Consider the following 25,796-nt stretch of genomic DNA (forward strand, 5'->3'; position numbering starts at 1 on the left):
ACGGGGTCCTCCTACAGCTGGCCGACGTCGGTGACGCGCACGATCGCCCGGCCCTCCTCGTCCGAGGCCGCCAGGTCCACCTCCGCGCTGATGCCCCAGTCATGGTCGCCCTTGGGGTCGGCGAAGGTCTGCCGGACGCGCCACAGGCCGTGGGCCGGGTCCTCCTCGATGGAGAGCAGCTTCGGGCCGCGCGCGTCGGGGCCGGTGCCGAGCTCGTCGTACTCCTCCCAGTACGCGTCCATCGCCTCCTCCCACGCCTCCGCGTCCCAGCCGGACTCGGCGTCCAGCTCGCCGAGTTCGTAGAAGCGGTCCAGCGCCGCCAGCTCGACGCGGCGGAACATCGCGTTGCGCACGAGCACCCGGAAGGCGCGGGCGTTGGCCGTGACCGGCTTGACCTGGTCGGCCTTCTCCTGGGCCTCCTCGGCGGTCTCCACCTCCGGATTGGCCAGCTGCTCCCACTCGTCGAGCAGCGAGGAGTCCACCTGCCGCACCATCTCGCCCAGCCAGGCGATCAGGTCCTCCAGGTCCTCCGTCTTCAGGTCGTCCGGGATGGTGTGGTCCAGGGCCTTGTACGCGGACGCCAGGTAGCGCAGCACGATGCCCTCGGTGCGCGCCAGCTCGTAGTGGGACGTGAACTCGGTGAAGGACAGCGCCCGCTCGTACATGTCCCGGACGACGGACTTCGGCGAGACGGGGTGGTCGCCGACCCACGGGTGGGACTTCTTGTACGTGTTGTACGCGTGCCACAGCAGCTCTTCGAGTGGCTTCGGGTACGAGATGTCCTGGAGCCGCTCCATCCGCTCCTCGTACTCGACGCCGTCCGCCTTCATCGCGCCGACCGCCTCGCCGCGCGCCTTGTTCTGCTGGGCGGCGAGGATCTGGCGCGGGTCGTCCAGCGTCGACTCGACCACCGACACCATGTCGAGGGCGTACGACGGGGACTCCGGGTCCAGCAGCTCGAACGCCGCCAGCGCGAAGGTGGACAGCGGCTGGTTGAGCGCGAAGTCCTGCTGGAGGTCGACGGTGAGCCGGATCGTACGGCCCTCGGCGTCCGGCTGGTCCAGCTGCTCGACGACTCCGCCGTCCAGCAGCGAGCGGTAGATCGCGATGGCGCGGCGGATGTGCCGCAGCTGGTTCTTGCGCGGCTCGTGGTTGTCCTCCAGCAGGCGGCGCATCGCCCGGAAGGCGTCGCCCGGGCGGGCGATCACCGACAGCAGCATGGTGTGCGTCACGCGGAAGCGGGAGGTCAGCGGCTCCGGCTCGGAGGCGATCAGCTTCTCGAAGGTGTTCTCCGTCCAGCCGACGAAGCCCTCCGGCGCCTTCTTGCGGACCACCTTGCGGCGCTTCTTGGGGTCGTCGCCCGCCTTCGCGAGGGCCTTCTCGTTCTCGATGACGTGCTCGGGCGCCTGCGCGACCACGAACCCGGCCGTGTCGAAGCCCGCGCGCCCGGCCCGGCCCGCGATCTGGTGGAACTCCCGGGCGCGCAGCGTGCGCACGCGGTTGCCGTCGTACTTCGTGAGCGCCGTGAACAGCACGGTGCGGATCGGGACGTTGACGCCGACGCCGAGGGTGTCCGTACCGCAGATCACCTTCAGCAGACCGGCCTGCGCCAGCTTCTCCACCAGGCGCCGGTACTTGGGCAGCATGCCCGCGTGGTGGACGCCAATGCCGTGCCGGACGTACCGCGAGAGGTTCTTGCCGAACTTGGTGGTGAAGCGGAAGTTCCCGATCAGCTCGGCGATCTTGTCCTTCTCCTCGCGCGAGCACATGTTGATGCTCATCAGCGACTGCGCCCGCTCGACGGCCTGCGCCTGCGTGAAGTGCACGATGTAGACCGGCGCCTGCTTGGTCTCCAGCAGCTCGGTCAGCGTCTCCGTGATGGGCGTGAGCCGGTACTCGTACGACAGCGGCACCGGCCGCGTCGCCGAGCGGACCACCGAGGTCGGGCGGCCGGTGCGGCGGGTCAGGTCCTTCTCGAACATCGAGACGTCGCCGAGCGTCGCCGACATCAGGATGAACTGCGCCTGCGGCAGTTCCAGGATCGGGATCTGCCACGCCCAGCCCCGGTCCGGCTCGGCGTAGAAGTGGAACTCGTCCATCACGACCTGGCCGATGTCGGCGTCCTTGCCGTCGCGCAGCGCGATGGAGGCCAGCACCTCGGCCGTGCAGCAGATCACGGGCGCGTCGGCGTTCACGGACGCGTCGCCGGTGAGCATGCCGACGTTCTCGGTGCCGAAGAGCTTGCACAGGTCGAAGAACTTCTCCGACACCAGGGCCTTGATCGGCGCGGTGTAGAAGGTCACCTGGTCGTTCGCGAGCGCGGTGAAGTGCGCACCCGCCGCGACCAGGCTCTTTCCCGATCCGGTGGGGGTGGAGAGGATCACGTTCGCCCCCGAGACCACCTCGATCAGCGCCTCCTCCTGGGCCGGGTAGAGCGTGATGCCCTGGCCCTCGGCCCATGACGAGAAGGCCTCGAAGAGGGCATCGGGGTCGGCGTCGGGCGGCAGCTGATCGATAAGGGTCACGCCCCCATCTTGCCTGGCGGACGCCCCTGAGTGGGAACCGGCCACCGGTACGAAGATCACAGAGCGATACCCTGTCCCGTCAACCGGGGCGCATGACAGAACCAAACGGGGCGGGGAACGCACATGATGGGACCGGCACACTCACTCTCCGGCGCGGCCGCGTGGCTGGGGGTGGGGGCCGCGACCGCCGCGGCCGGGCATCCGATGCCCTGGCCGGTGCTCGTCGTCGGCGCCCTGATCTGCGCCGGCGCGGCCCTCGCGCCCGACCTCGACCACAAGTCGGCGACCATCTCGCGCGCCTTCGGCCCGATCTCGCGCGGGCTCTGCGAGATCGTCGACAAGCTCTCGTACGCCGTCTACAAGGCCACCAAGACACGGGCCGACGCCCGCAGGAGCGGCGGCCACCGCACCCTCACGCACACCTGGGTGTGGGCGGTGCTGTGCGGCGCGGGGGCGTCCGCGCTGGCCGTCACCTGCGACCGCTGGGCGGTGCTCGCCATCCTCTTCGTCCACCTGGTGCTGGCCGTCGAGGGCCTGCTGTGGCGGGCGGCCCGGATGTCCAGCGACGTCCTGGTGTGGCTGCTGGGCGCCACCAGCGCGTGGATCCTCGCGGGCATCCTGGACAAGCCCGGCCATGGCGCGGACTGGCTCTTCACGGAGCCCGGCATGGAGTACCTGTGGCTCGGCCTGCCGATCGTGCTCGGCGCCCTCGTCCACGACATCGGTGACGCCCTGACCGTCTCCGGCTGCCCGATCCTGTGGCCGATCCCCATCGGGGGCAAGCGCTGGTACGCGCTGGGGCCGCCGAAGGGGATGCGGTTCCGCGCGGGCAGCTGGGTGGAGCTGAAGGTGCTGATGCCGGCGTTCATGCTGCTGGGCGGGGTGGGCGGCGCGTCGGCGCTGAACTTCATCTGATCGTCCCGTTCGGGTGAAAGAGGTACGAAGCCCCTTCGGGGATCACCAAGATCCGCTTTCTTCTGATCATGGATTCCCCGCACCTGACACGCCGTCAGCTGACCGCCGCCGCCTCCACGGCCGCCGCCGCTTCCCTGCTCCCCGCGTCACCCGCCACGGCAGCCCCTGCCACCCCTGCGGCTCCCGTGGCTCCGGTGGCCGCGCCCCGCTCCACCGCCGACTGGGATACCTGCCTCGCCGTCGCCCGCGCCCTGCTCGTACTCGACGAGGACGACCAGCCGCTGGTCCCGCGCTACGAGAAGATCCTCCTCCGCGGCGGACTGCCCAAAGGCGCCTCGGGCAGTAAGAAGGTGCTGGTCCTCGGCGCCGGACCGGCCGGCATGGCCGCGGCCCACCTGCTGAAGCGCGCGGGCCACGACGTCACCGTCATCGAGGCCAACGGGAACCGCGCCGGCGGCCGCATCAAGACCTTCCGCACCGGCGGCCACGAGAACGCCGCCCAGGCCTTCGCCGATCCGAAGCAGTACGCCGAGGCCGGCGCCATGCGCATCCCCGGCAGCCACCCGCTCGTCATCGGGCTGATCGACAAGCTCGGCATCGAGCGGCGGCCCTTCCGCTACGTCGACACCGACCCCGAGGGCACCCCCCGCTCCCGCACCTGGATCAGCGTCAACGGCATCAGGGCCCGCCGCGCCGACTACGCCAAGGACCCCCGGGCCGTCAACCGCTCCTTCGGCGTACCGAAGAAGTACGAGGACGTCCCGGCCGCCGACATCGTGCGCCAGGCCCTCGACCCCGTACGCGACGAGTACAGCGTGAAGCGCCCCGACGGCACCCGGGCCGACAAGCCGATGCCCGAGCTGCTCGAAGGGTGGGCCCGGATCGTCCAGCGCTTCGGCGACTGGTCGATGTACCGGTTCCTGACCGAGCACGCGGGGCTCGACACCCGCACGGTCGACCTGATCGGAACCCTGGAGAACATGACCTCCAGGCTGCCGCTCTCCTTCCTGCACAGCTTCATCAGCCAGGCGCTGATCAGCCCCGGCACCGCCTTCTACGAGCTCGTCGGCGGCACTGCCGTCCTCGCCGACGCGCTCCTGGAGCAGGTCCGCGACCACGTCCGCTTCGACCGCCGCGTCACCCGCATCGAGACCCGGGAGCAGGGCGAGCGGGTGGTCGTCGACACGGTCTCCGAAGGCCGGAACGGCAAGGTCGTCCGCGAGCGGTTCACCGGCGACGCGGCGATCGTCACCATCCCCTTCTCGGGCCTCCAGCACGTCCAGATCGCGCCTCCCCTCTCGTACGACAAGCGCCGCGCCCTCACCGAGGTGCACTACGACAGCGCCACCAAGGTGCTCCTGGAATTCAGCCGCCGCTGGTGGGAGTTCGGCGAGGACGACTGGCGCCGCGAGCTGGAAGCCATGGAGCCCGGGCTGTACGACCGGTACCGCAAGGGCCAGGTGCCGCCGGACGGACGGCTCCTCGGCAAGCACCCGTCCGTGCCCAAGGGCCACCTCTCCGAGGACCAGCGCACCCACTACGCGGCGAACGCCTGGGTCTCCCGCGACCAGCCCGAGGCGGCCGGGGTCATCGGCGGCGGCTCGGTGACCGACAACCCGAACCGCTTCATGTTCAACCCCTCCCACCCCGTCCCCGGCAGCGCCGGCGGGGTCGTCCTCGCCTCCTACAGCTGGGCGGACGACGCCAGGCGCTGGGACGCCTACGACGACGAGGCCCGCTACGCGCTCGCCCTGCGCGGCATGCAGGAGGTGTACGGCCGGCGGCTCGAGGTCTTCTTCACGGGCGTCGGCCGCACCCAGAGCTGGCAGCGCGACCCGTACGCCTACGGCGAGGCGTCCGTCCTGCTCCCCGGCCAGCACACCGAGATCCTCCTCGACATGCGCACCCAGGAAGGCCCGCTCCACTTCGCCGGCTGCCATACCTCGGTCAAGCCCGCCTGGATCGAAGGCGCCCTGGAATCGGCGGTCCGCGCGGCGCTGGAGGTCCACGGCACCCGCTGACCGGTGGCACCCGGGGCGCCCGCAGGGGGGCGCCCCGGTCATGTCCGTCGCGGCGGCGAGAGGGCCCCCTGAGGGCAGCGCGGCTGCTCCGATCGAGCGGTGTGGGCTCACGGCTCGCCCCGGGCACCGGGCGAAGAGCGAAACGCTGTCTACGATCCCCACCTGTCGGAGCAGAGGACTGGGGAGCGCGGATGAGGCACGGCCTTGGCTGGGTGGCGCGCGTCGGCGTGCTCGCGGCGTCCCTCGGGCTCGTCGCGGCGTGCGGTTCGGGAGCGGAACGCGACGGTGAAGAGCCGTCGCCCAGCCCTTCATCGCCCAGCCCTTCGTCTCCCAGCCCCGCGCCTCCGACCCCGAGCACCCCGCCGTCAGCGGCCGACGAACCGTCCTATGGAGGCGAGTCCGTCCCTCCGCCCCGGCCTCTGCCCACGCGTACCCGGCCCTCCGACACGGACCCCGACATCGCTCCCACCGAGTCGGCTCCTCCGTCTCCGGATCAGTCGGTACCGGGCGGGACGTGAGCGAGCCGCAGTCCGGCGTCACGCGATGGGCCAAGCCGGAGGGTCCGGATCCGGCGTCGCCCACCGCGCTGATCAACATCGTGGTGGCCCAGGCGTCGTTCGTCGCCGCCTTGATGTTCTACGTGGGCGTGATCTACACGAGCGCGTACTACGGCCATTTCCACCTTTCGCCCTTCTCCCTGGGGCTGGGGTTCGCCGAATACGTCCTCCAGAGCCTGCACCTGATGACCTTTCCCGTCCTGGTGAGCGCGGTCGTGCTGCTCATCGCGCTCGCCATCGGCGGTCGCCGCCCGCGGCAGGCGCTGCCCGGCGGCGTGGTGCGCGGCGCGTCGCACGGCACGTCGGTGTTGGCCCGCTACTACTGGGTCCTCGTGGTCGCGGGCCTGCTGCTGCTCGTGGGGTGGTGGCAATGGCAACTGCTGCTGCCGTACCGCTGGGCGGGCCCGTTCGTCATCGGCGTCGGCCTGCTGCTGGGTGCGGCACGACAGACCGACGTCGATCAGCCGAGGAGGCTGCGGGACATTGCCGTACCCGTCTTCGCCGCCATGCTGTTCCTGCTCTGGTCCGTCACCCTCGCCGCGGGCCAGATCGGGGAGCGGAACGCCAGGCACGACGCCCGCCACGTGGACGAGCGCACCGGTGTGATGGTGTTCAGCTCGCACAGCCTCGGAATCTGGTCACGGTCCCCGGGCCTCCGCCACCAAGTTCTCGGCGAGCACGTCCACCTTCGCCACCGCTACGAGGGCCTGCGCCTGATCGTGGCCCGTGAGGGGCGTTACTACACCGTGCCGGTGGGGTGGAATGCCACAACCGATTCCGTCTACGTCATCCGGGAGGGCGACGGTGTGCGCGTCGAACTCACGCCCGGCGTGCACGAGTGACGGACCCCCAGCCGCTCAGCCGTGCCAAGACCGCCACAGGGCCGCGTACGCGCCGTCCGCCGCGACCAGCTCGTCGTGGCTGCCGAGCTCGCTGATCCGGCCGTCCTCGACGACCGCGATCACGTCCGCGTCGTGCGCCGTGTGCAGCCGGTGCGCGATCGCCACCACCGTCCGGCCGTCCAGCACCCGCGCCAGCGAGCGCTCCAGATGGCGGGCCGCGCGCGGGTCCAGGAGGGACGTCGCCTCGTCGAGCACCAGGGTGTGCGGGTCGGCCAGCACCAGGCGGGCCAGCGCGATCTGCTGGGCCTGCGCCGGGGTCAGGGCCAGCCCGCCGGAGCCGACCTCGGTGTCCAGGCCGGCCTCCAGGGCCCGCGCCCACGCCTCCGCGTCCACCGCCGCCAGCGCCGCCCACAGCTCCGCGTCCGGGGCCTCCGCCCGCGCGAGCCGCAGGTTGTCCCGGAGCGTGCCGACGAAGACGTGGTGCTCCTGGTTGACCAGCGCCACATGCGCGCGGACCCGCTCGGCGGGCATCCGCGACAGCTCCGCCGCGCCCAGCGTGACGCGCCCCGAGCGTGGGGCGTAGATCCCGGCGAGCAGCCGGCCCAGCGTCGACTTGCCCGCGCCCGACGGGCCCACCAGGGCCAGGCGCGTGCCCGGGGCGACGTCCATCGACACCCGGTGCAGGACGTCCACGCCCTCCCGGTACCCGAAGCGCACGTCGTCCGCCCGCACCGCGCGCCCGTCGGGCCGTACGGCCGGGTCTCCGGCGTGCGGCTCGATCTCGCGCACGCCCACGAGCCGGGCCAGCGACACCTGCGCCACCTGCAGCTCGTCGTACCAGCGCAGAATGATCCCGACCGGCTCCACCAGCATCTGCGCCAGCAGCGCACCCGTCGTCAGCTGCCCCACGTCCAGCCAGCCGCGCAGCACGAAGAAGCCGCCGATCAACAGCACCGAGGCGAGGACCGTGGTGTGCGTGACGCTGATCACCGGGAAGATCACCGAGCGCAGGAAGAGCGTGTACCGTTCCCACGCCGTCCATTCCGTGATGCGCCGGTCGGACAGCGCGATCCGCCGTGCGCCCAGCCGGTGCGCCTCGACCGTGCGGCCCGCGTCGACCGTCTCGGCGAGCACCCCGGCGACCGCCGCGTACCCCGCCGCCTCCGAGCGGTACGCCGACGGCGCCCGCCGGAAGTACCAGCGGCAGCCCGCGATCAGCAGCGGCGCCGCCACCAGGATCGCGAGCGCCAGCGGCGGGGCCGTCACCGTGAGGCCGCCGATCAGCAGCCCCGCCCACACCACGCCGATGGCGAGCTGCGGCACCGCCTCGCGCATGGCGTTGGCGAGCCGGTCGATGTCGGTCGTGATCCGGGACAGCAGGTCGCCGGTCCCCGCGCGCTCCAGCACGCCGGGCGGCAGCCCCACCGACCGTACGAGGAAGTCCTCGCGCAGGTCGGCCAGCATCTCCTCGCCCAGCATCGCTCCGCGCAGCCGCACCAGCCGCACGAACACCGTCTGCACCACCAGGGCGGCGACGAACACCGCGACGGTGCCCGGCAGATGGAGCTCGCGCTCCCCGGCGGCGAGCCGCTCCACCAGCGAACCGAGCAGGTACGGGCCGGCCATCGAGGCGATGACCGCGACCGCGTTGACGGTGACGAGCACCGTGAACGCCGTGCGGTGGCGGCGCAGCAGCTCCGCCACGTACGCGCGGACCGTCGCGGCGCCGCCGACCGGCAGCGTCGTCGCGGTCTCGGGAGCCGCCGGGTCGTACGCCGGTGGCGCCATGCCGATCATGCCTTCTCCTCCAGGTCCACCAGGTCGTGTGCGGTCGCTGTGACGGCGGGCTCCTCGTCGGTCTCGCGGGTCACGACCGCGCGGTACCGGGGCTCCGTGCGCAGCAGCTCGCGGTGCGTGCCCACCGCCACCGCCGCGCCCTCGTGGACCAGCACCACCCGGTCCGCGCGGTCCAGCAGCAGCGGCGAAGAGGCCAGCACCACCGTCGTCCGCCCGGCGCGCAACCGCGCGATGCCCGCCGCGACCCGCGCCTCGGTGTGCGAGTCCACCGCCGACGTCGGCTCGTCCAGCACCAGCACGCCCGGGTCGGTCACCAGCGAACGCGCCAGCGCCAGCCGCTGGCGCTGGCCGCCGGAGAGCGACCGGCCGCGCTCGGTGATCCGCGTACGCATCGGATCGCCGTCCGCGCCCACCGACGCCTGCGCGAGCGCGTCCAGCACATCGCCGCACTCCGCCGCCGCCAGCGCCTCCTCGGCGCTCACCGCACCCGACGACGGCACGTCCAGCAGCTCCCGCAGCGTGCCGGACAGCAGCACCGGATCCTTGTCCTGTACGAGGACGGCGGCGCGCGCCGCGTCGAGCGGCAGCTCGTTCAACGGTACGCCGCCGAGCAGCACCGAGGCGTGGCCGTCCGTCTCCTCGGCCGGGTGCCCGCCGAGCCGGTCGGCCAGCCTGCCGGCGGCGTCCGGGTCACCGCACACCACGGCGGTCAACAGCCCCTCGGGGGCGCGCAGCCCGGTCACCGGGTCGTACAGATCACCGCTCGGCGAAGAGGAGGACCCGTGGGAGCCGGTGACCGTCGTCGTACGCGCCAGGGACAGCACGCGCGCCGCGCGCTTCGCGGAGGGCCGCGAGAAGGCGAAGGCCATGGTGATCTCCTCCACCGTCCGCAGCGGGTAGTGGGTGAGGGTTACCGCGGCGTAGACGGTGACCAGTTCACCGACCGCGATCCGCCCGTCGAGGGCCAGCCGCGCGCCGTACAGCACCACACCGATCAGCAGCAGCCCCGGCAGCAGCACCTGGACCGCCGCGATCAGCGCCCACATGCGGGCGCTGCGCACCGCCGCTTCCCGGACCTCCTGGGAGGCGGCGCGGTAGCGGCCGAGGAACAGCTCCTCGCCGCCGATGCCGCGCAGGACGCGCAGGCCCGCGACCGTGTCCGAGGCCAGCTCGGTGGCGCGCCCGGCCTTCTCCCGCTGGACGTCCGCCCGCCGCGTGGCGCGCGGCAGCAGCGGCAGGGGCGCCAGCGCCAGCACCGGGACGGCGATGGCCACGGCGATGCCGAGCGCGGGCGCGTAGAACACCAGGCCGACGCAGACCGCGACCAGCGTGAGGACCGCCGCGCCGAACCGCGACAGCGCCTCCACGAACCAGCCGATCTTCTCGACGTCACCGGTGGACACGGCGACGACCTCACCGGCGGCGACCCGCCGCGTCAGCACCGCGCCGAGCTCGGCGGTCTTGCGGGACAGCAGCTGCTGCACCCGGGCGGCGGCGGTGATCCAGTTGGTGACGGCGGTGCGGTGCTCCATGGTGTCACCGGTCGCGATGGCCGCGCCGAGCAGCGCCAGCAGCGCGCCGGCGAGCGCGAGCCGGTGGGCGGAGCCGTCCACGACCGCCTGCACCGCGAGGCCCACGCCCAGCGGGAGCCCGGCGATGCCGAGCTGGAGGAGAAGACCCCAGGCCAGGGGGGTGAGCTGGCCGCCGAGCTGGTTGCGGCCCAGCCAGACGAGGAACCGCGTGCCCGACCGTACGTCGGGGTCACCGGGATCGGCGTACGGAAGCTGGTGAATCTGCATGACGTCCCAGGGATCTCAGCGGCGGAAGGCGGGGAGGGAGGCGGGAAGAGCCGGGGAAGTGGCGGAGAAGCCGTGCAAGGTTCGCCTTCCGGGCCCGGGGTCGGCAATCGATTTTCCGGCCGGACGAACGAAACGCGCCAAGGGCCGCCGGACTGTCTGGCGCACTCCGGTGGTGCGCGCTTCACTCGCGGCCCATGAGACAACGAACAGTCATGAGCATGCTCGGCGCCATCCTTGTGGCCGCCGCGACGGCGCTGCTCCCCGCCGCACCCGCTTCCGGGGCCGGAGCCCCGACCGGACCGCAGCCGCCCGCGGAGTTCGGCACCGACTGGCACGATCCCGTCACCGCCGCCCCGCCCGTCCCGCGCCCCACCGGCGTCCGCACCTGCGAAGTGACCCTCGCCAAGGCGCAGTTCCGCGACTTCACCCCGTACAAGGGTGCCTACACGCCCCCGAAGGGCTGCGGCGACCGCTGGAGCGCGGTGGTGCTGCGGCTCGACGGCAGCGTGAAGGGACGGCAGTACGACCGCCTCGGCAACCTCACCCTCGGCGGCGTTGAGATCTTCCGCACCTCCACCCCGCAGCCCTCACCGGACGGCATCACCTGGTCGGTGGAGAAGGATGTCACCCGTTACGGCGACACACTGCGCCGCCCGGGGCCCGTCGAGATGCTCATCGGGAACGTCGTCAACGACACGTACACCGGCGTCATCGACGTCACCGTGACCCTCACCTTCTACGCGTCCCCCGAGGGCGGACCCGGCCCCTCCGCCGACGTCCCCGACCGGGTGATCCCGCTCGACACCCCGTCACCGCCGCTGCCGCGCAACTCCGAACGCATCCTCGCCGAGGTGTACGCCACCGGCTCCGGCGGCGGCTGCGAGGAGTACTGGTACCTGTCCGTCCCGGACGCGGCCCCTTACTCCTGCAAGGCCTCCGACGGCCCGCACCGCGAGGTGCGCATCAGCGTGGACGGGCGCCTCGCGGGCATCGCCGCACCGTTCCCCACGGTCTGGACCGGCGGCTGGTCCAACCCCTTCCTCTGGTACGTCACCCCCGCGCCGCGCGCCTTCGACGTCAAGCCGGTCGTGTACGACCTGACGCCGTTCGCCGCCCTGCTGAACGACGGACGGCCGCACCGCATCGAGGTCACCGTCGCCGGGGTGCCCGCCGGAGCGCCCGGCTGGTCCACGCCCACCAACCTCCTGCTCTGGCAGGACGAAGGGCGCGAGGCGGTCACCGGCGCGCTGACCCGCCACGACACCGGCACGCCCGACAACTCCACGGCGTACACACCCGGTCGGGAGCACCGCCTCGCCACCGAGGCCGCGCACCGGCTGACGGTCGCCGGGTACCTCGACACCTCCCACGGCCGCGTCCCCACGACCGTCACCCGGGCCCTCGCCCACACCTCCGTCCACCGCTGGACCGACGGCGAGACCACCGACGCGCTGACGGCGACCTGGACGGACGACGAGACCGTCACCAGCGGGCGGACCGTGACCCGCACCCAGCGCACGTACACCATGGACGGCGAGACGACGCTCGGCGCCGGAGACCGGCTGCGCACCGTCCTCACGCTCGGGGACCGCGCCCACACCCTCGTCCTGCGGGGTGGCGAGCGGCCGTCGTGGACGCGCCTCGACGACACGTACACGGGCGACGCGACGTACACCGCGGGCGTCCCGCGCGACCAGCGGCACGCCGTGGGCACCACCACCGAGCGCTACCGGCTGCACGGCTCGGCGGGCTGCCACGACCGCACCCTGACCGCCGTCCAGGGCACGCTGACGGAGGACCGCCGCCGCTGCTGACACACCTGGGGCCCGGCGCGACACCGGGCCCCAGCGCGCTTACCGCGGCTTGACCGAATCCACCCCGGAGCGCGGCTTCCTCCACTCCCCGCGCGTGAAGTCGGGGATCTGCTGCGGCGCGCCCTTCGCCTTGATCGAGGCGTGGCTCAACGGGACCGGCGCCGTCCACGTCGCCGCGTCGTACACGTCGAAGTCCGGGACCAGCCCGAGCCGCATGCACTGCATGAGGCGGTAGACCATGATGTAGTCCATGCCGCCGTGCCCGCCGGGCGGATTGGCGTGCTCCTTCCACAGCCAGTGGTCGAACTCCGTCGCGTACGCCGAGAAGTCACCCCACTGGTGGCCCTTGTGGTCCGGCTCGACGTAGATCCGGGCCGGGTAGTCCTCGAAGACGCCCTTCGTCCCGCCGAGGCTGTTGATCCGGCTGTACGGGTGCGGCGTCGACACGTCGTGCTCCAGCCGGATCACCCGCCCCTTCGCCGTCGTCACCATGCTGATCGTGCGGTCGCTGCCGATGTACGTCTCCTTCCAACTCGGGTCACCGGGAGGCATGTTCGCCTCGCGGTACTCGGCCAGCCCGAGCGACGGCGTACCGAAGCTGCTGATGCTCACCACCCGGTCGCCGCGGTTGACGTCCATGTAGTTGGCCACCGGCCCGAAACCGTGGTTCGGGTACAGATCGCCGCGCAGCCGCGTGTGCCAAAGCCTGCGCCACGGACCTTCGTAGTACGTGGGCGAGAACATCAGCTCCCGCAGGTCGTGGTTGTAAGCGCCCGCCCCGTGCAGCAGCTCGCCGAACACGCCGGCGTGCGCCATGCGCAGCACCCGCATCTCGTTCCTGCCGTAACAGCAGTTCTCCAGCTGCATGCAGTGGCGGCGGGTGCGCTCGGACAGGTCCACCAGCGCCCACAGCTCGTCCAGGCGCATGGCGACGGGGCACTCGACGCCGACGTGCTTGCCCGCCAGCATCGCCGCCTTCGCCATCTCGAAGTGGGACTCCCACGGGGTCGCCACGTAGACGAAGTCGACGTCCCCGCGCGCACAGAGGTTGACGTAGTCGCCCTCATCCTTGGTGTAGACGGCGGGGGACGGCTGACCGGCCTTCACCACCTTGGCCGCCGCCCGCTCCGCCTTCGCCTTGACCGGGTCGCACAGCGCCACCACCCGTACGCCGGACAGGGCGAGGAACAGGTCGATCATGCTGCCGCCGCGGTTGCCGAGACCGATGATCCCGACGCGTACGGTCGACCGCTGCTCGAAGGGCACACCCGCCATGGTGCTGCCCTGGCGCCGGGGCACGGGCGCCTCCGCGGGAGCGCCGGCCGGGGTGTCGGCGGCCGCGGCGCCGCCCAGCGGGCCGAGGCCCAGCCCGGCGGCCCCCGACACGCCCACCACCCCCGCCGCGCCCGCCGTGGTCCGCAGGACGGAGCGACGGCTGGGCGAGTCCTGGTTCCCGGGTGCTGCGTCGTTCATCGAACCTCCCGTACATGCGTGATGTGCGCGGCTGGGTTCATGAATCCCGGGAAGGACCCTGGCGGTCGGGGCTCAGGGTGCGCAAGAGCGCGGATTGGACTCTTGGGGCGAGCCCATGGACTCTCGTGGACGCGGGGGAGGGGCAGGGGGGTTCAGGGGCGCGTCGCCCGCTCCAGCTCCTGGAGCGCCGAGTGGTAGCGGCGGCCTGTGGCGTGGTCCATGCCGATCTCGCACATGCGGTTCGCCGAGAGGTACGCGTCGAAGTCCCGGCCCGTCACCTCCGCCGCCTCGCGGACCGTCGCCGACTCCGTCAGCTCGCGGTGCAGCAGGCCGCGGTCGCCCGCGAAGGCGCAGCAGCCCGCGTCGTCCGGTACGTACACCTCCTCGGCGCAGGCCGCCGCGAGCGCCGTCAGCCGGTCCTGGTCGCCGAGGTGGAGCATCGCGCAGGTGGGGTGGACCACGGCGGAGCCCGCCCGGCGGCGTACCTCCAGGTGCGGCAGCAGCTCGTCGGCGGCCCACACGACCGAGTCGAGGACCGTCAGCTCGCCGTGCAGCTCGCGGTTGCGGTCGGTGAGGTACGGCACGACGTCGTGGGCGAGGCCCAGCGTGCAGGAGGACGCGTCGACGACGAGCGGCAGGCGGCCGCCTGCCGTCCAGCCCCAGGCGGCTTCGACGACGCGGTTCGCCATGACGCGCGCGCCCTCCTCGTACCCCTTGGAGTGCCAGATGGTGGCGCAACAGGTGCCCGCCACGTCGTCCGGGATCCACACGGGCCGCCCGGCCCGCGCGGACAGCGCGACGACGGCCTGGGGGAGGGGCGGGCCGTCGAAGCCGTCGGGCTCGCCGAAGATCCGGTTCACACAGGCCGGGTAGTAGACGGCGGCCGCACCGGTCCGTTCCGTACGCGGCAGCCGGGCGCGGGCCGCGCCGGGGACCTCCGGCAGCCACTCGGGGACCAGATCGGGCCGGATGACGCGGCGCGCCAGGCCCGTCACCGACGCGGTCAGCCGGTCTCCGGCCGCGTCCGCCGCCGACAGCGCGAGCCGGGCCGCCGCCTCCACCGCCTTGAAGTTGCGGGCGGCGAGCGCCGCCACCCGCTCCTCGCGCGCGGAGTGCCGCCGGTGCCGCAGCCGCTTCATCAGGGCGCCGGTGTCGATCCCGACCGGGCAGGCGAGCTTGCAGACGGAGTCGCCCGCGCACGTGTCCACGGCGTCGTAGCCGTACGCCGCGGCCAGGCCGTCCTCGACCGGCGAGCCGGGGCTCTGCCGCATCATCTCGCGCCGCAGCACGATCCGCTGGCGCGGTGTGGTCGTCAGGTCCGCGCTGGGGCAGGCCGGTTCGCAGAAGCCGCACTCGATGCACGGGTCGGCGGCCGCCTCCACCTGGGGAATCGTCTTCAGACCGCGCAGATGGGCGCGCGGGTCGCGGTCCAGGACGATCCGCGGCGCCAGCACCCCTTCCGGGTCGATGGCCCGCTTCGTACGCCACATCAGCTCGGTGGCGGTCGGCCCCCACTCCCGCTCCAGGAACGGGGCGATGTTGCGCCCGGTGGCGTGCTCGGCCTTCAGGGAGCCGTCGAACCGCTCGACCGTCAGGGTGCAGAAGGCATCCATGAAGGCGGCGTAGCGATCGGTGTCGGCCGGGTCTGCCGCGTCGAAGGCCAGCAGGAAGTGGAGGTTGCCATGGGCGGCGTGGCCCGCGACGGCGGCCTCGAAGCCGTGCTCCCGCTGGAGCGCGAGGAGGGCCTCGCACGCCTCGGCCAGCCGCGCCGGGGGGACGGCGAAGTCCTCCGTGATCAGGGTCGTACCGGGCGGGCGGGAGCCGCCGACCGCTGTGACGAACGCCTTGCGGGCCTTCCAGTACCCGCCGATGGCCGCCGCGTCCCGGGTGAACCGGTTGGTGACCGACGCGACCGGCGCCACCAGTTCCACGCCCGCCAGCACGCGGTCGGCGGCCCGTTCACACGCCCCCAGTGCCGCCCGGTCGGGCGCCCGGAACTCCACCAGCAGCGCGGTGGTCTCCGCGGGCAGCTCCGCCCAGTCGGCGGGCACCCCCGCCACGCTGACGGAGGCCCGCATGGCGTTGCCGTCCATCAGCTCGACGGCGACCGCACCGGCCTCGGTGAACCGCGGCACGGCGGCCGCGGCGGCCGGCAGGGAGGGGAAGAACAGCAGCGCCGTGGAGACCTCGCGGTCCAGCGGCAGCGTGTCGAAGACGACCTCGGAGATGAAGCCGAAGGTGCCCTGGGAGCCCACCATCAGCCCGCGCAGAATCTCGACGGGTGTCGAGCCGTCCAGGAACGCGTCCAGCCGGTAGCCGTTGGTGTTCTTCAGCTGGTACTTGGCGCGGACCCGGGCCGTCAGCTCCGCGTCGGCCTCGATCTCGGCCTTGAGCGCGAGGAGTTCCTCGCACAGCTTGGGCTCGGCGCGCGCCAACTCCTCGTCGGCGGCCGGGTCGCCGGTGTCGACGACCGTCCCGGACGGCAGTACGACGGTGAGCGAGGAGACCGTGCGGTACGAGTTCCGCTCGGTGCCCGCGGTCATGCCGGAGGCGTTGTTGGCCACGACCCCGCCGATGGTGCAGGCCGCAGCGCTCGCCGGGTCGGGGCCGAGCACCCGGCCGTACCGGGCGAGGGTGGCGTTGGCCCGGGCGACGGTGGTGCCGGGCCGGACGCGGGCGCGGGCGCCGCCGTCCAGCACCTCGACGCCCACCCAGTGCATGCGCACGTCCACCAGGATGTCCTCGCCCTGCGCCTGGCCATTGAGGCTCGTCCCGGCGGCCCGGAAGACCACCTCGCGGCCCTTGTCGTGGGCGTACGCCAGGATGGCGGCGATGTCGTCGGTGTCCTCGGCGACCACGACGATCTGCGGCACGAAGCGGTAGGGGCTGGCGTCCGACGCGTACCGCACGAGGTCCGAGACGCGCCACAGCACCTTGTCGGGGCCGAGGAGGGCGATCAGCTCGTCCCGCAGCCGCCCGGGTGAACCATGCGCCACCAGATCCGGTACGCGGTCGGGGGACGGCGTCCGCGTCCCGCCGGGGCGCAGCGCGTCCGGCTTCGGCTCCAGCAACGGCATGTCACGGTCCCCTCGACGTCGGGCCTCGTCTCAGCAGCGCCGCCGCTCCGGCACCCCGTCCACGAGGGCGGACAGCAGGCCGCCGAGCACCTCGCGCTGTTCGGCGGTCAACGGAGCCAGGATGTCCTCTGCGGCCGCCCGGCGCGCGCTGCGCAGCCGCCGCAGCGTGTCCCGGCCGGTGTCGGTGAGCTCGATCCGTATCACCCGGCGGTTGTCCGGATCGGGGACGCGCCGGACCCGGCCGCTCGCCTCAAGGCCGTCGACCAGACTCGTCACCGCCCGCGGCACGACCTCCAGCCGGGCCGCGAGGTCCGCCATGCGGGGCGGGCGGTCGTAGTGCGCGACGATCCGCAGCAGCCGGGACTGGGCGGGGGTGATGGCGACGTCGGCCGACTCGAGCTGCCGCTGCTGGCTGCGGTGGAGCCGGCGGGTCAGCCGCAGGAGCTGCTCGGCCAGCAGGCCGTCGGCGTCGGGGGAGTTCATGACGGAAGAGTATCAGGACTATGCTCATTGTGAAGATAGGTAACAATGAGCTATCCTCTGGAATGTTCGCGGTGTCACGCGCCGTGTCGTCCGTGGTGTCGTTCGTTGGTCGCGGCGCCGCAGCTCCGCGGCCGACGTCGGCGTACGTGTCGTCCACGTGGGTGCCACCCTCGCGGGCGTCCGGACGCACGTGTCACGGACGTGCCTGCCACGGACACGCGCGTCGTGAACGTGTGCGTCACCGACCCGCGCGACCGCCGAGCCCGGCGGCGCGCCCAACCGAAGGAGCCCATGCGCATCCACGCCGAGTCCACCTGGACACCACCGCCCCCCGATCCGGAACAGCCGCAGCCGCCCGCCGAGATCCGGCGCATCCTCCGGCTCTTCCGCCCCTACCGAACCCGGCTCGCCGTCGTCGGGCTGCTCGTCGCGGCCTCGTCGCTCGTCTCCGTCGCCTCGCCGTTCCTGCTCCGCGAGATCCTCGACACCGCCATCCCGCAGGGCCGCACGGGGCTGCTCACGCTGCTCGCGTTCGGCATGATCCTCACCGCCGTGGTGACCAGCGTCTTCGGCGTACTCCAGACGCTGATCTCCACGACGGTCGGCCAGCGCGTCATGCACGACCTGCGCACCGCCGTCTACGCCCAGCTCCAGCGCATGCCGCTCGCCTTCTTCACGCGCACGCGCACCGGCGAGGTCCAGTCCCGGATCGCCAACGACATCGGCGGCATGCAGGCCACCGTCACCTCCACCGCCACCTCCCTCGTCTCCAACCTCACCTCCGTCGTGGCCACCGTCGTCGCGATGCTCGCCCTGGACTGGCGGCTCACCGTCGTCTCCCTGCTGCTGCTTCCGCTGTTCGTGTGGATCAGCCGCCGCGTCGGCCGCGAGCGCAAGGCGATCACCACCCAGCGGCAGAAGCAGATGGCCGCGATGGCCGCCACCGTCACCGAGTCCCTCTCGGTCAGCGGCATCCTGCTCGGCCGCACCATGGGCCGCGCGGACTCCCTCACCCGTTCCTTCGCCGCCGAGTCCGAGCGGCTCGTCGACCTCGAAGTGCGCTCCTCCATGGCCGGGCGGTGGCGGATGTCCACCATCGGCATCGTCATGGCCGCCATGCCCGCGCTGCTCTACTGGGCCGCCGGACTCGCGCTCCAGGCCGGCGGCGCCGCGCTCTCCATCGGCACGCTCGTCGCCTTCGTCTCGCTCCAGCAGGGCCTGTTCCGGCCCGCCGTGAGCCTGCTCTCCACCGGCGTCGAGATCCAGACCTCCCTCGCGCTCTTCCAGCGGATCTTCGAGTACCTCGACCTGCCGGTCGACATCACCGAGCCGGACAAGCCCGTCCGCCTCGACACGGTCCGCGGTGAGGTCCGCTTCGAGAGCGTCGACTTCCGGTACGACGAGAAGAGCGGCGAGACGCTCCACGGCATCGACATCACCGTCCCGGCGGGCGGCAGCCTCGCCGTCGTCGGCCCCACCGGCTCGGGCAAGTCCACGCTCAGCTACCTCGTGCCCAGGCTCTACGACGTCACCGGCGGCCGCGTCACCCTCGACGGCGTCGACGTACGCGACCTGGACTTCGACAGCCTCGCCCGGGCCGTCGGCGTCGTCTCCCAGGAGACCTACCTCTTCCACGCGTCCGTCGCCGACAACCTGCGCTTCGCCCGGCCCGACGCCACCGACGAGGAGATCCAGGCGGCCGCGCGGGCGGCCCAGATCCACGACCACATCGCCTCCCTGCCGGACGGGTACGACACCCTCGTCGGCGAGCGCGGCTACCGCTTCTCCGGCGGCGAGAAACAGCGCCTCGCCATCGCCCGCACCATCCTGCGCGACCCGCCGGTCCTCATCCTCGACGAGGCGACCAGCGCCCTCGACACCCGCACCGAGCACGCGGTGCAACAGGCGATCGACGCGCTCTCCGCCGGCCGCACCACCATCACCATCGCGCACCGGCTCTCCACCATCCGGGACGCCGACGAGATCGTCGTCCTCGACGCCGGCCGCATCGCGGAACGCGGCACCCACGACGAACTCCTCGCCCTGGACGGCCGGTACGCCGCCCTCGTCCGCGGCGACGCGGAACTCGCCCCCGCGGCGCCCTGACGCCCGCTCCCCGGACACGCACGCGGAAGCGCCGCCGCTCCCGTGGGACGGGGGAGCGACGGCGCCGGGTCGAGCAATCGTCAGACGAGCCAGCCGACGAAGTGGATGAAACCGGCCAGCAGATCGGTGAGCACGTTCATGATGGTGCGTTCTCCTTGTGCTTCGTGCATGTGTGGGACGACGCAACCGAGGTCTGCAGCCCGTCGCTTGCGCACCGTAAGCATCATGTGTCGCAGCCCCGCTGCGCCCGGAAACCGGATGCGATCACGCGTTCAGGCGAACATCCGATCCCGTGTTCGCGTGTTCAGGGCCGACCCGGTGGTCGACGTGTCGGGGCGCGGCCGGCTGCCGGGTTCGGCGTATGGCCCGGGTTAGCGTGCCCGCATGGTGAACGAGTCCCCGCAGGACACGCCCCGGCGCCGGTCCCGGATGACCCGCCGGGGCAAGCTGTCCCTCGCCGCAGGTCTGGTGGTCGTCACGGCCGCCGCGGTGCTGGTGCCGTTGCTGCTGCTCAGGGGCGAGGCCCCGGCCCCGCCGCCGCCCGAGAAGCCGAGGATGCTCCTCATCCCCGAGGGCTGGCGGGCCACCCAGGTGTACGACGCCGTCGACAAGGCGCTCAAGGCGCCGCCCGGAACCACGCGGAAGGTCGCCGAGAGCGGCAGGCTCAAGCTGCCGGCCGACGCGCAGGGCAATCCCGAGGGCTTCCTCTTCCCGGCCACGTACCCCGTGTACAAGAAGACCACCGTGCGCGGCCTGCTGGACTACATGGTGCGCACCGCCCACGAACGGTTCGGGGTCGGCCGCGTCGGCGCGGGCACGCAGCGCAACGGCGTGAGCCTCTACCAGACGGTGACCATCGCCAGCATCGTGCAGGCCGAGGCCGACACCGTGGAGGACATGGGCAAGGTGGCGCGGGTGATCTACAACCGGCTCACCCAGGGCATGGCCCTCCAGATGGACTCCACCCTCAATTACGCCCTGGGCCGCTCCACCCTCGACACCTCGCACGCCGACACCCGGATGGAGAACCCGTACAACACCTACAACCGCCAGGGTCTGCCGCCCACCCCCATCGACAACCCGGGCGAGCAGGCGATGGACGCGGCGATCAATCCGCCGCCGGGCGACTGGCTGTACTTCGTGACCGTACGGCCCGGTGACACGCGCTTCACCGCCGACTACGCCGAGCACCAGCGGAACGTGCAGGAGTTCAACGAGGTCCGGCGGAGCGCGGCGGCGAGCTGACGCTCACGCGGGCACCCGGTCGGGCGCACGGCCCGGGAGGACCGCGCGCGGCACCGGCTTCGCCCCGCGCGCCAGCAGGCGCCCGACCTCCCGCACGGCGGCCCGCCCGGCCCGGTTGGCGCCGATGGTCGACGCGGACGGCCCGTACCCGACCAGGTGCACGCGCTCGTCGCGTACCGCACGGGTGCCCTCCAGGCGGATGCCGCCGCCCGGCTCGCGCAGCCGCAGCGGCGCGAGGTGGTCGATGGCGGCGCGGAAACCGGTCGCCCACAGGATGGCGTCCGCGTCGACAGCCCGCCCGTCCGCCCACGCCACACCCGTCGGCGTGATCCGGTCGAACATCGGCAGCCGGTCCAGGACCCCGCGCTCCCGCGCCCGCCGGATCGCGTCGGTCACCGGCAGCCCCGTCACGCTGACCACGCTCTCGGGCGGCAGCCCGCGCCGCACCCGCTCCTCCACCAGCGCGACCGCCGCCCGGCCCTCCGCCGCACCGAACGGCCCCTCGCGCCACACCGGCTCCCGGCGCGTCACCCACGTCGTCTCCGCCGCGACGTCCGCGATCTCCATCAGGTGCTGCGTCCCGGAGGCCCCGCCGCCCACCACGATGACCCGCAGGCCCGCGAACTCGTCCGGCCCCGGATAGTCCGCGGTGTGCAGCTGCCGGCCCCGGAAGGTCTCCTGGCCGGGGTAGCGCGGCCAGAAGGGCCGGTCCCAGGTGCCGGTCGCGTTGATCAGGGCGCGTGTCGGGTACGTCCCCTCCGAGGTCTCGACCAGCAGCCGGCCGCCCTCGCCGCCGTCCCGCACCGCCGTCACCTCGACCGGCCGGTGCACGCGCAGGCCGAACGCCTCCTCGTACCGCGCGAAGTACCCGCCGATCACCTCCGACGACGGGCGGCCGTCATCGGCGCCGGTCAGCTCCATGCCGGGAAGCCGGTGCATCCCGTGCACCTTGCCGTACGTCAGCGAGGGCCAGCGGAACTGCCACGCGCCGCCCGGTCGCGGAGCGTGGTCCAGGACGACGAAGTCCCGGTCCGGCTCCAGCCCGGTGCGGCGCAGGTGGTACGCGGCGGAGAGCCCGGCCTGCCCCGCGCCGACGACGACCACGTCCACGTCGTACACCCGGAAATCGTTCACCCTTCCACCAACCAGCCCGGGTGCGGGGATCTTCCCGGACGCCGGTCAGATGATATGAGCCTCCGAGCGGACCCCGGACGCGGCGCCGTCGAAGCGGTCGGCGGCGAGCGGAGCGACATCGAGGAACGGCGCCCTGCCGAGGTACAGGTCCCGCACCACCTCCCCGACCGCCGGGGCCATCAGGAAGCCGTGGCCGGAGAACCCCGTCGCGTACAGGAACCGGCTGACGCCGCGCGCCTCGCCGATCAGCGCGTTGCAGTCGGGCGTCATCTCGTACAGGCCGGCCCAGCCGCCGCGTACCGGCACGTCCGCGAGCGCGGGCGCACGCCGGGCGGCGGCCTCCCGGAAGAGGTCCAGCCACTCCTCGCCGAACCCCCGCCCGAACCCGGGCTCCTGGCGGGGATCGGACAGTCCCAGGACGAGACCGCCCGCCCCGTCGCCGTGGAAGTACAGCGTGGAGCCGTAGTCCAGGGTGAACGGCACCCGCGGCGGCGCCGGGTCCAGCGGACCGGTCAGGGCGATCTGCCGGCGCAGCGGCGTGACGGGCAGCTCCACCCCCGCCATCGCGCCCACCTCCCCGGACCAGGCCCCGGCCGCGCAGACCACCGCCCCGGTGCGCACCGTCCCGGCACCGGTGCGCACCGCGCGGACCTCCCCGCCGGAGGTCTCGATCCCGGTGACGGCGCACCGGGTCCGTACGGTCGCGCCGAGCGCGGCGGCGGCCCGCAGGTAGCCGCGCACGGCCGCACCGGGCAGCGCGTACCCGTCGGCGGGGGAGTGGGCGGCGGCCACGAACGACGACGGCTCGACGTACGGGCACAGCTCGTGCGCCTCGCGTGGGCTCAGCAGCCGACTGGGCACGCCGTACGCGTGCTGCACCTCCATCGCCCGCCGGAAGGCCGCCACCTCGGCCTCGTCGGCCAGCAGGAACAGATAGCCGACGCTCTCCAGCCCCACGTCCGCCCCGGGTCGCTCCCCGAACGCCCGCCACGCCGCCAGGCTCCGCTGCCCCAGTCGTACGTTCACCGGATCGGAGAACTGCGCACGCACCCCGCCGATCGGCTTCCCGGACGACCCGGACCCCGGCACATCCCGCTCCACGAGCAGCACCCGCCCGACCCCCGCCTCCGCGAGGTGGAAGGCGATGCTCGCCCCGATGACCCCACCCCCGACCACCACGACATCGACGGCCCCCGGCAGTGACCCCTCAGCTGACACACCCTCAATCGCCATGCGTCCATGGTGGCGTCTGACGACTCGTCACGCCGACGGCCGCGCGGCGCGCCGCGCGGTGACACCATGGACGCATGAGCGACGCATTCACCACTCGTACGCTGCGGATCACCACCGGCACCCGGGAAACGGTCCACGACCTGACCGGCGACTGCGCTTCCTTCCTCCGCGAGGTGGCGGCGGGCCGGGACGGCCTGCTGAACGTGTTCACGCCGCACGCCACCACCGGCGTGGCCATCCTGGAGACCGGCTCCGGCAGCGACCACGACCTCCTGGCCGCCCTCCACACCCTGCTCCCGGCCGACGACCGCTGGCAGCACCGCCACGGCAGCCCGGGCCACGGCCGCGACCACGTCCTCCCCGCCCTGGTGCCCCCGCACGCGACGATCCCGGTCATCGGCGGCGAGATGGCGCTGGGCACCTGGCAGTCGGTGTGCGTGGTCGACACGAACAAGGACAACCCGGACCGGCAGGTGCGGCTGAGCTTCCTCGGCTGACGCGTTGCCGCGGCCTCTACGACACCACATCCCGCGGCGGCTTCCCCGCCAGGTACTCCGTGACGTTCTCGACGGCCGCCAGCGCGATCCGCACCACGGTTTCGCGCGTGACGCCGCCGACGTGCGGGGAGAGCACCACGCGCGGGGCCTTCAGCAGGCGCAGGGTCGCCGGGGGCGGTTCGGGGTCGAAGACGTCGAGGCCCGCGCCGGCGAGGGTGCCGGAGTGGAGGGCGTCGGCGAGGGCGTCCTGGTCGATGAGGGCGCCGCGGGCGGTGTTGACGACGAAGGCTGTCGGTTTGAGGAGGGCCAGGCGGTCGGCGTCGAGGAGGTGGCGGGTGGCGTCGGTGAGCGGGGCGTGGAGCGTGACGTAGTCGGACGCGCGCAGCAGCTCGTCGAGGTCCGTGTGGCGGGCGCCGCCCGCGCGTGACTCCGTCTCTGGGGCGGCGCGCCGGGGGCCGGCGTAGAGGACGCGCATGTCGAACGCCGCCGCGCGGCGGGCGACCTCCGTGCCGATGCGGCCGAGGCCGATGACGCCGAGGGTCTTGCCGGACAGCTCCGTGAGGGAGTGCTGGAGGCGCGGCAGCGCCCAGTCGGCGTCGACGAGGGCGGTGTGGGCCGGGATGAGCTGCTTGGCGAGGGCCAGCATGAGCGCGAAGGTCTGCTCGGCGACGTTCTGCTTCTCCGCGTCGCTGGAGCCGATCGTGCACACGGTGACGGCCCGCGCCCGGGCGGCTTCCACGTCGACGTAGTCGTAGCCGTGACTGGCGCACTGGATCAGCTCCAGGCGGGGCGCGGCGGCCAGGTGCCCCGCGGTGACCGGGGCGAGGGCGGTGATCAGGACATGGGCCTCGCGCAGCGCGACCGAGTCCTCGTCGGCCGTCTCCACGACGGTGACGCGGGCCTCGCCGGGGAACAGCCCGGCGAGCGCGGCGCCGGCGGCGCGGCCGCCGACGTGCGCGGGGACGACGGCGAGCACGTTCTTCGTCACGGCGTTCACTCCTCGAAGAGGTCGTCGGGGCCCGGCGTGGTGGGCGTGGAGTGCCCGGACAGGGCCAGGGTCAGGTCCAGCTCGGCGAGCAGGCAGCGGATGACGTGCTCGACGCCCGCCTGGCCGTCGAGACCGAGCCCGTACGCGTACGGACGCCCCACCAGCACCGCCCGGGCGCCCAGGGCGAGCGCCTTGAAGATGTCGTCCCCGGTGCGGATGCCGCTGTCGAACAGCACGGTCAGCCGGTCGCCGACGGCCTCCGCCACGCGCGGCAGGGCGTCGGCGGCGGCGATGGAGCCGGCCACCTGGCGGCCGCCGTGGTTGGACACGACCACGCCGTCGATGCCCGCGCCGGCGGCGCGCCGGGCGTCGTCCGGGTGCAGGATGCCCTTGAGCACGATCGGCCCGTCCCAGTTCTCCCGGAGGAACGCCAGGTCCGGCCAGGTCTTGGCGGGGTCGGCGAACATGCTCACGAAGTGCAGGACGGCGGCGTTCGGGTCCTCGTGCACCGGCTTGGCGAGACCGGCGAGGAACGCCGGGTCCGTGAAGTAGTTGGCGGTTCCCACGCCGTGCAGGAACGGCAGGTACGCCTGGTCCAGGTCGCGCGGCCGCCACGCCAGCAGCGGCGTGTCCAGCGTGACGAACAGCGCGGTGAAGCCCGCGGCCTTCGCCCGGCCCAGGAACGAGCGGGCGACTTCGATGTCCTTGGGCCAGTACAGCTGGAACCACCGCTCCGCGTCGCCCATCGCCTCGGCGACCCGCTCCATCGGCGTGCTGGAGGCGGAGGACAGGATGTACGGAACGCCGTGCGCGGCGGCCGCGCGGGCGGCGGCGGGCTCCGCGTCCGGATGCAGGATCGACAGGACGCCCACGGGCGCGAGCGCGAGCGGCGCGGGCAGCGTGCGCCCGAGGATCCCGACCGACAGGTCCCGCTCGTGTACGTCGCGCAGCATGCGCGGAACGATCCGCCGGCGCTCCAGCGCCGCCCGGTTGGCGGCCGCGGTGCTGCCGCTGCCCGCGCTGCCGGCCACGTAACCGACCGGGCCGGGGCCGAGGCGCCGTTCGGTGAGCTCCTCGAGGCGGGTCAGGTCGGTGGGCAGGCGCGGCACGGCGCCCGTCATGCCGCCCAGGTAGATCTCGTACTGGAAGTCCGCCCAGTGTTTCGCCATGCGCGCGTTCCGCCCTTCACCCCGGCACCGTGTCACCTGGGATCCTCGCGAGTCGCGGCCCGCCGCGTCCACCGCTTCGACGGGGTCCGTCCACCGACACAACGTCGTACTCGGCGCCGCG

At 73.0% G+C, this 25,796-nt stretch carries 17 protein-coding genes; 7 read left to right on the top strand and 10 right to left on the bottom strand.

What is annotated here, in order from left to right; genetic code table 11:
• Window positions 1-11: 11 nt before the first annotated feature.
• Entirely contained in the window at window positions 12-2,585 is a 2,574-nt protein-coding gene (locus ABZX67_RS27375; RefSeq protein ID WP_355365238.1) for a DUF3516 domain-containing protein, read from the bottom strand.
• 63 nt (window positions 2,586-2,648) lie between these two features.
• Here ABZX67_RS27375 and ABZX67_RS27380 point away from each other — a divergent pair, with 63 nt between their 5' ends.
• The 3 genes from ABZX67_RS27380 to ABZX67_RS27390 all read left to right on the top strand — a co-directional run bounded on the left by ABZX67_RS27380 (window position 2,649) and on the right by ABZX67_RS27390 (window position 6,860).
• Window positions 2,649-3,440 carry a metal-dependent hydrolase gene (locus tag ABZX67_RS27380; RefSeq protein ID WP_355365241.1) on the top strand — a complete coding sequence of 264 codons (792 nt, stop codon included), beginning with the start codon at window positions 2,649-2,651 and terminating at the stop codon, window positions 3,438-3,440.
• Between the two features lie 68 nt (window positions 3,441-3,508).
• A complete protein-coding gene (locus ABZX67_RS27385; RefSeq protein WP_355365244.1) occupies window positions 3,509-5,461 on the top strand; it encodes an NAD(P)/FAD-dependent oxidoreductase in 1,953 nt (650 codons plus the stop codon).
• A 514-nt stretch (window positions 5,462-5,975) separates the two neighbouring features.
• A complete protein-coding gene (locus ABZX67_RS27390) occupies window positions 5,976-6,860 on the top strand; it encodes a hypothetical protein (RefSeq protein WP_355365247.1) in 885 nt (294 codons plus the stop codon).
• 15 nt (window positions 6,861-6,875) lie between these two features.
• On the opposite strand, the gene ABZX67_RS27395 is transcribed toward ABZX67_RS27390, so the two are convergent.
• Together ABZX67_RS27395 and ABZX67_RS27400 are read right to left on the bottom strand one after the other, a co-directional pair.
• Window positions 6,876-8,657 carry an ABC transporter ATP-binding protein gene (locus tag ABZX67_RS27395; protein ID WP_355365250.1) on the bottom strand — a complete coding sequence of 594 codons (1,782 nt, stop codon included), beginning with the start codon at window positions 8,655-8,657 and terminating at the stop codon, window positions 6,876-6,878.
• On the bottom strand, window positions 8,654-10,456 hold the full coding sequence (locus ABZX67_RS27400) for an ABC transporter ATP-binding protein (protein ID WP_355365253.1): 1,803 nt from the start codon (window positions 10,454-10,456) through the stop codon (window positions 8,654-8,656). The genes ABZX67_RS27395 and ABZX67_RS27400 overlap by 4 nt, the downstream gene beginning before the upstream one ends.
• Window positions 10,457-10,650: 194 nt before the next feature.
• Between ABZX67_RS27400 and ABZX67_RS27405 the strand changes: the two genes are divergently transcribed.
• Entirely contained in the window at window positions 10,651-12,270 is a 1,620-nt protein-coding gene (locus ABZX67_RS27405; RefSeq protein ID WP_355365256.1) for a peptide-N4-asparagine amidase, read from the top strand.
• A 39-nt stretch (window positions 12,271-12,309) separates the two neighbouring features.
• On the opposite strand, the gene ABZX67_RS27410 is transcribed toward ABZX67_RS27405, so the two are convergent.
• The 3 genes from ABZX67_RS27410 to ABZX67_RS27420 all read right to left on the bottom strand — a co-directional run bounded on the left by ABZX67_RS27410 (window position 12,310) and on the right by ABZX67_RS27420 (window position 17,303).
• A complete protein-coding gene (locus tag ABZX67_RS27410; RefSeq protein ID WP_355365259.1) occupies window positions 12,310-13,743 on the bottom strand; it encodes a Gfo/Idh/MocA family oxidoreductase in 1,434 nt (477 codons plus the stop codon).
• A 152-nt stretch (window positions 13,744-13,895) separates the two neighbouring features.
• Complete coding sequence (locus ABZX67_RS27415) at window positions 13,896-16,820, bottom strand: FAD-binding and (Fe-S)-binding domain-containing protein (RefSeq protein WP_355365262.1); 2,925 nt, start codon at window positions 16,818-16,820, stop codon at window positions 13,896-13,898.
• Between the two features lie 30 nt (window positions 16,821-16,850).
• Window positions 16,851-17,303 (bottom strand): MarR family transcriptional regulator, encoded by a 453-nt coding sequence (locus ABZX67_RS27420; protein ID WP_355365265.1) that lies wholly within the window; start codon window positions 17,301-17,303, stop codon window positions 16,851-16,853.
• A gap of 291 nt (window positions 17,304-17,594) precedes the next feature.
• Here ABZX67_RS27420 and ABZX67_RS27425 point away from each other — a divergent pair, with 291 nt between their 5' ends.
• Window positions 17,595-19,409 (top strand): ABC transporter ATP-binding protein, encoded by a 1,815-nt coding sequence (locus ABZX67_RS27425; protein WP_355365268.1) that lies wholly within the window; start codon window positions 17,595-17,597, stop codon window positions 19,407-19,409.
• Window positions 19,410-19,793: 384 nt separating this feature from the next.
• Entirely contained in the window at window positions 19,794-20,654 is an 861-nt protein-coding gene (gene mltG, locus ABZX67_RS27430) for an endolytic transglycosylase MltG (RefSeq protein ID WP_355365270.1), read from the top strand.
• A gap of 3 nt (window positions 20,655-20,657) precedes the next feature.
• Here the strand turns inward: mltG and ABZX67_RS27435 are convergent, their stop codons facing one another.
• The gene (locus ABZX67_RS27435; RefSeq protein WP_355365273.1) at window positions 20,658-21,788 is read right to left on the bottom strand and encodes an NAD(P)-binding domain-containing protein; all 1,131 of its coding nucleotides are present in this window, start codon (window positions 21,786-21,788) and stop codon (window positions 20,658-20,660) included.
• A 45-nt stretch (window positions 21,789-21,833) separates the two neighbouring features.
• Window positions 21,834-23,021: an FAD-binding oxidoreductase gene (locus tag ABZX67_RS27440; protein WP_355365276.1), complete on the bottom strand. Its 1,188-nt coding sequence runs from the start codon at window positions 23,019-23,021 to the stop codon at window positions 21,834-21,836.
• A 74-nt stretch (window positions 23,022-23,095) separates the two neighbouring features.
• Here ABZX67_RS27440 and ABZX67_RS27445 point away from each other — a divergent pair, with 74 nt between their 5' ends.
• Window positions 23,096-23,518 (top strand): secondary thiamine-phosphate synthase enzyme YjbQ, encoded by a 423-nt coding sequence (locus ABZX67_RS27445; protein ID WP_355365279.1) that lies wholly within the window; start codon window positions 23,096-23,098, stop codon window positions 23,516-23,518.
• A gap of 16 nt (window positions 23,519-23,534) precedes the next feature.
• Here ABZX67_RS27445 and ABZX67_RS27450 read toward each other — a convergent pair whose 3' ends face one another.
• Together ABZX67_RS27450 and ABZX67_RS27455 are read right to left on the bottom strand one after the other, a co-directional pair.
• Window positions 23,535-24,515 (bottom strand): NAD(P)-dependent oxidoreductase, encoded by a 981-nt coding sequence (locus ABZX67_RS27450; RefSeq protein WP_355365282.1) that lies wholly within the window; start codon window positions 24,513-24,515, stop codon window positions 23,535-23,537.
• Complete coding sequence (locus ABZX67_RS27455) at window positions 24,512-25,675, bottom strand: lactate 2-monooxygenase (protein ID WP_355365285.1); 1,164 nt, start codon at window positions 25,673-25,675, stop codon at window positions 24,512-24,514. The genes ABZX67_RS27450 and ABZX67_RS27455 overlap by 4 nt, the downstream gene beginning before the upstream one ends.
• Between the last annotated feature and the right edge of the window lie 121 nt (window positions 25,676-25,796).

Origin of the sequence: Streptomyces sp. NPDC003036, from assembly GCF_040611175.1 — a bacterium.
Classification (GTDB): Bacteria; Actinomycetota; Actinomycetes; order Streptomycetales; family Streptomycetaceae; genus Streptomyces.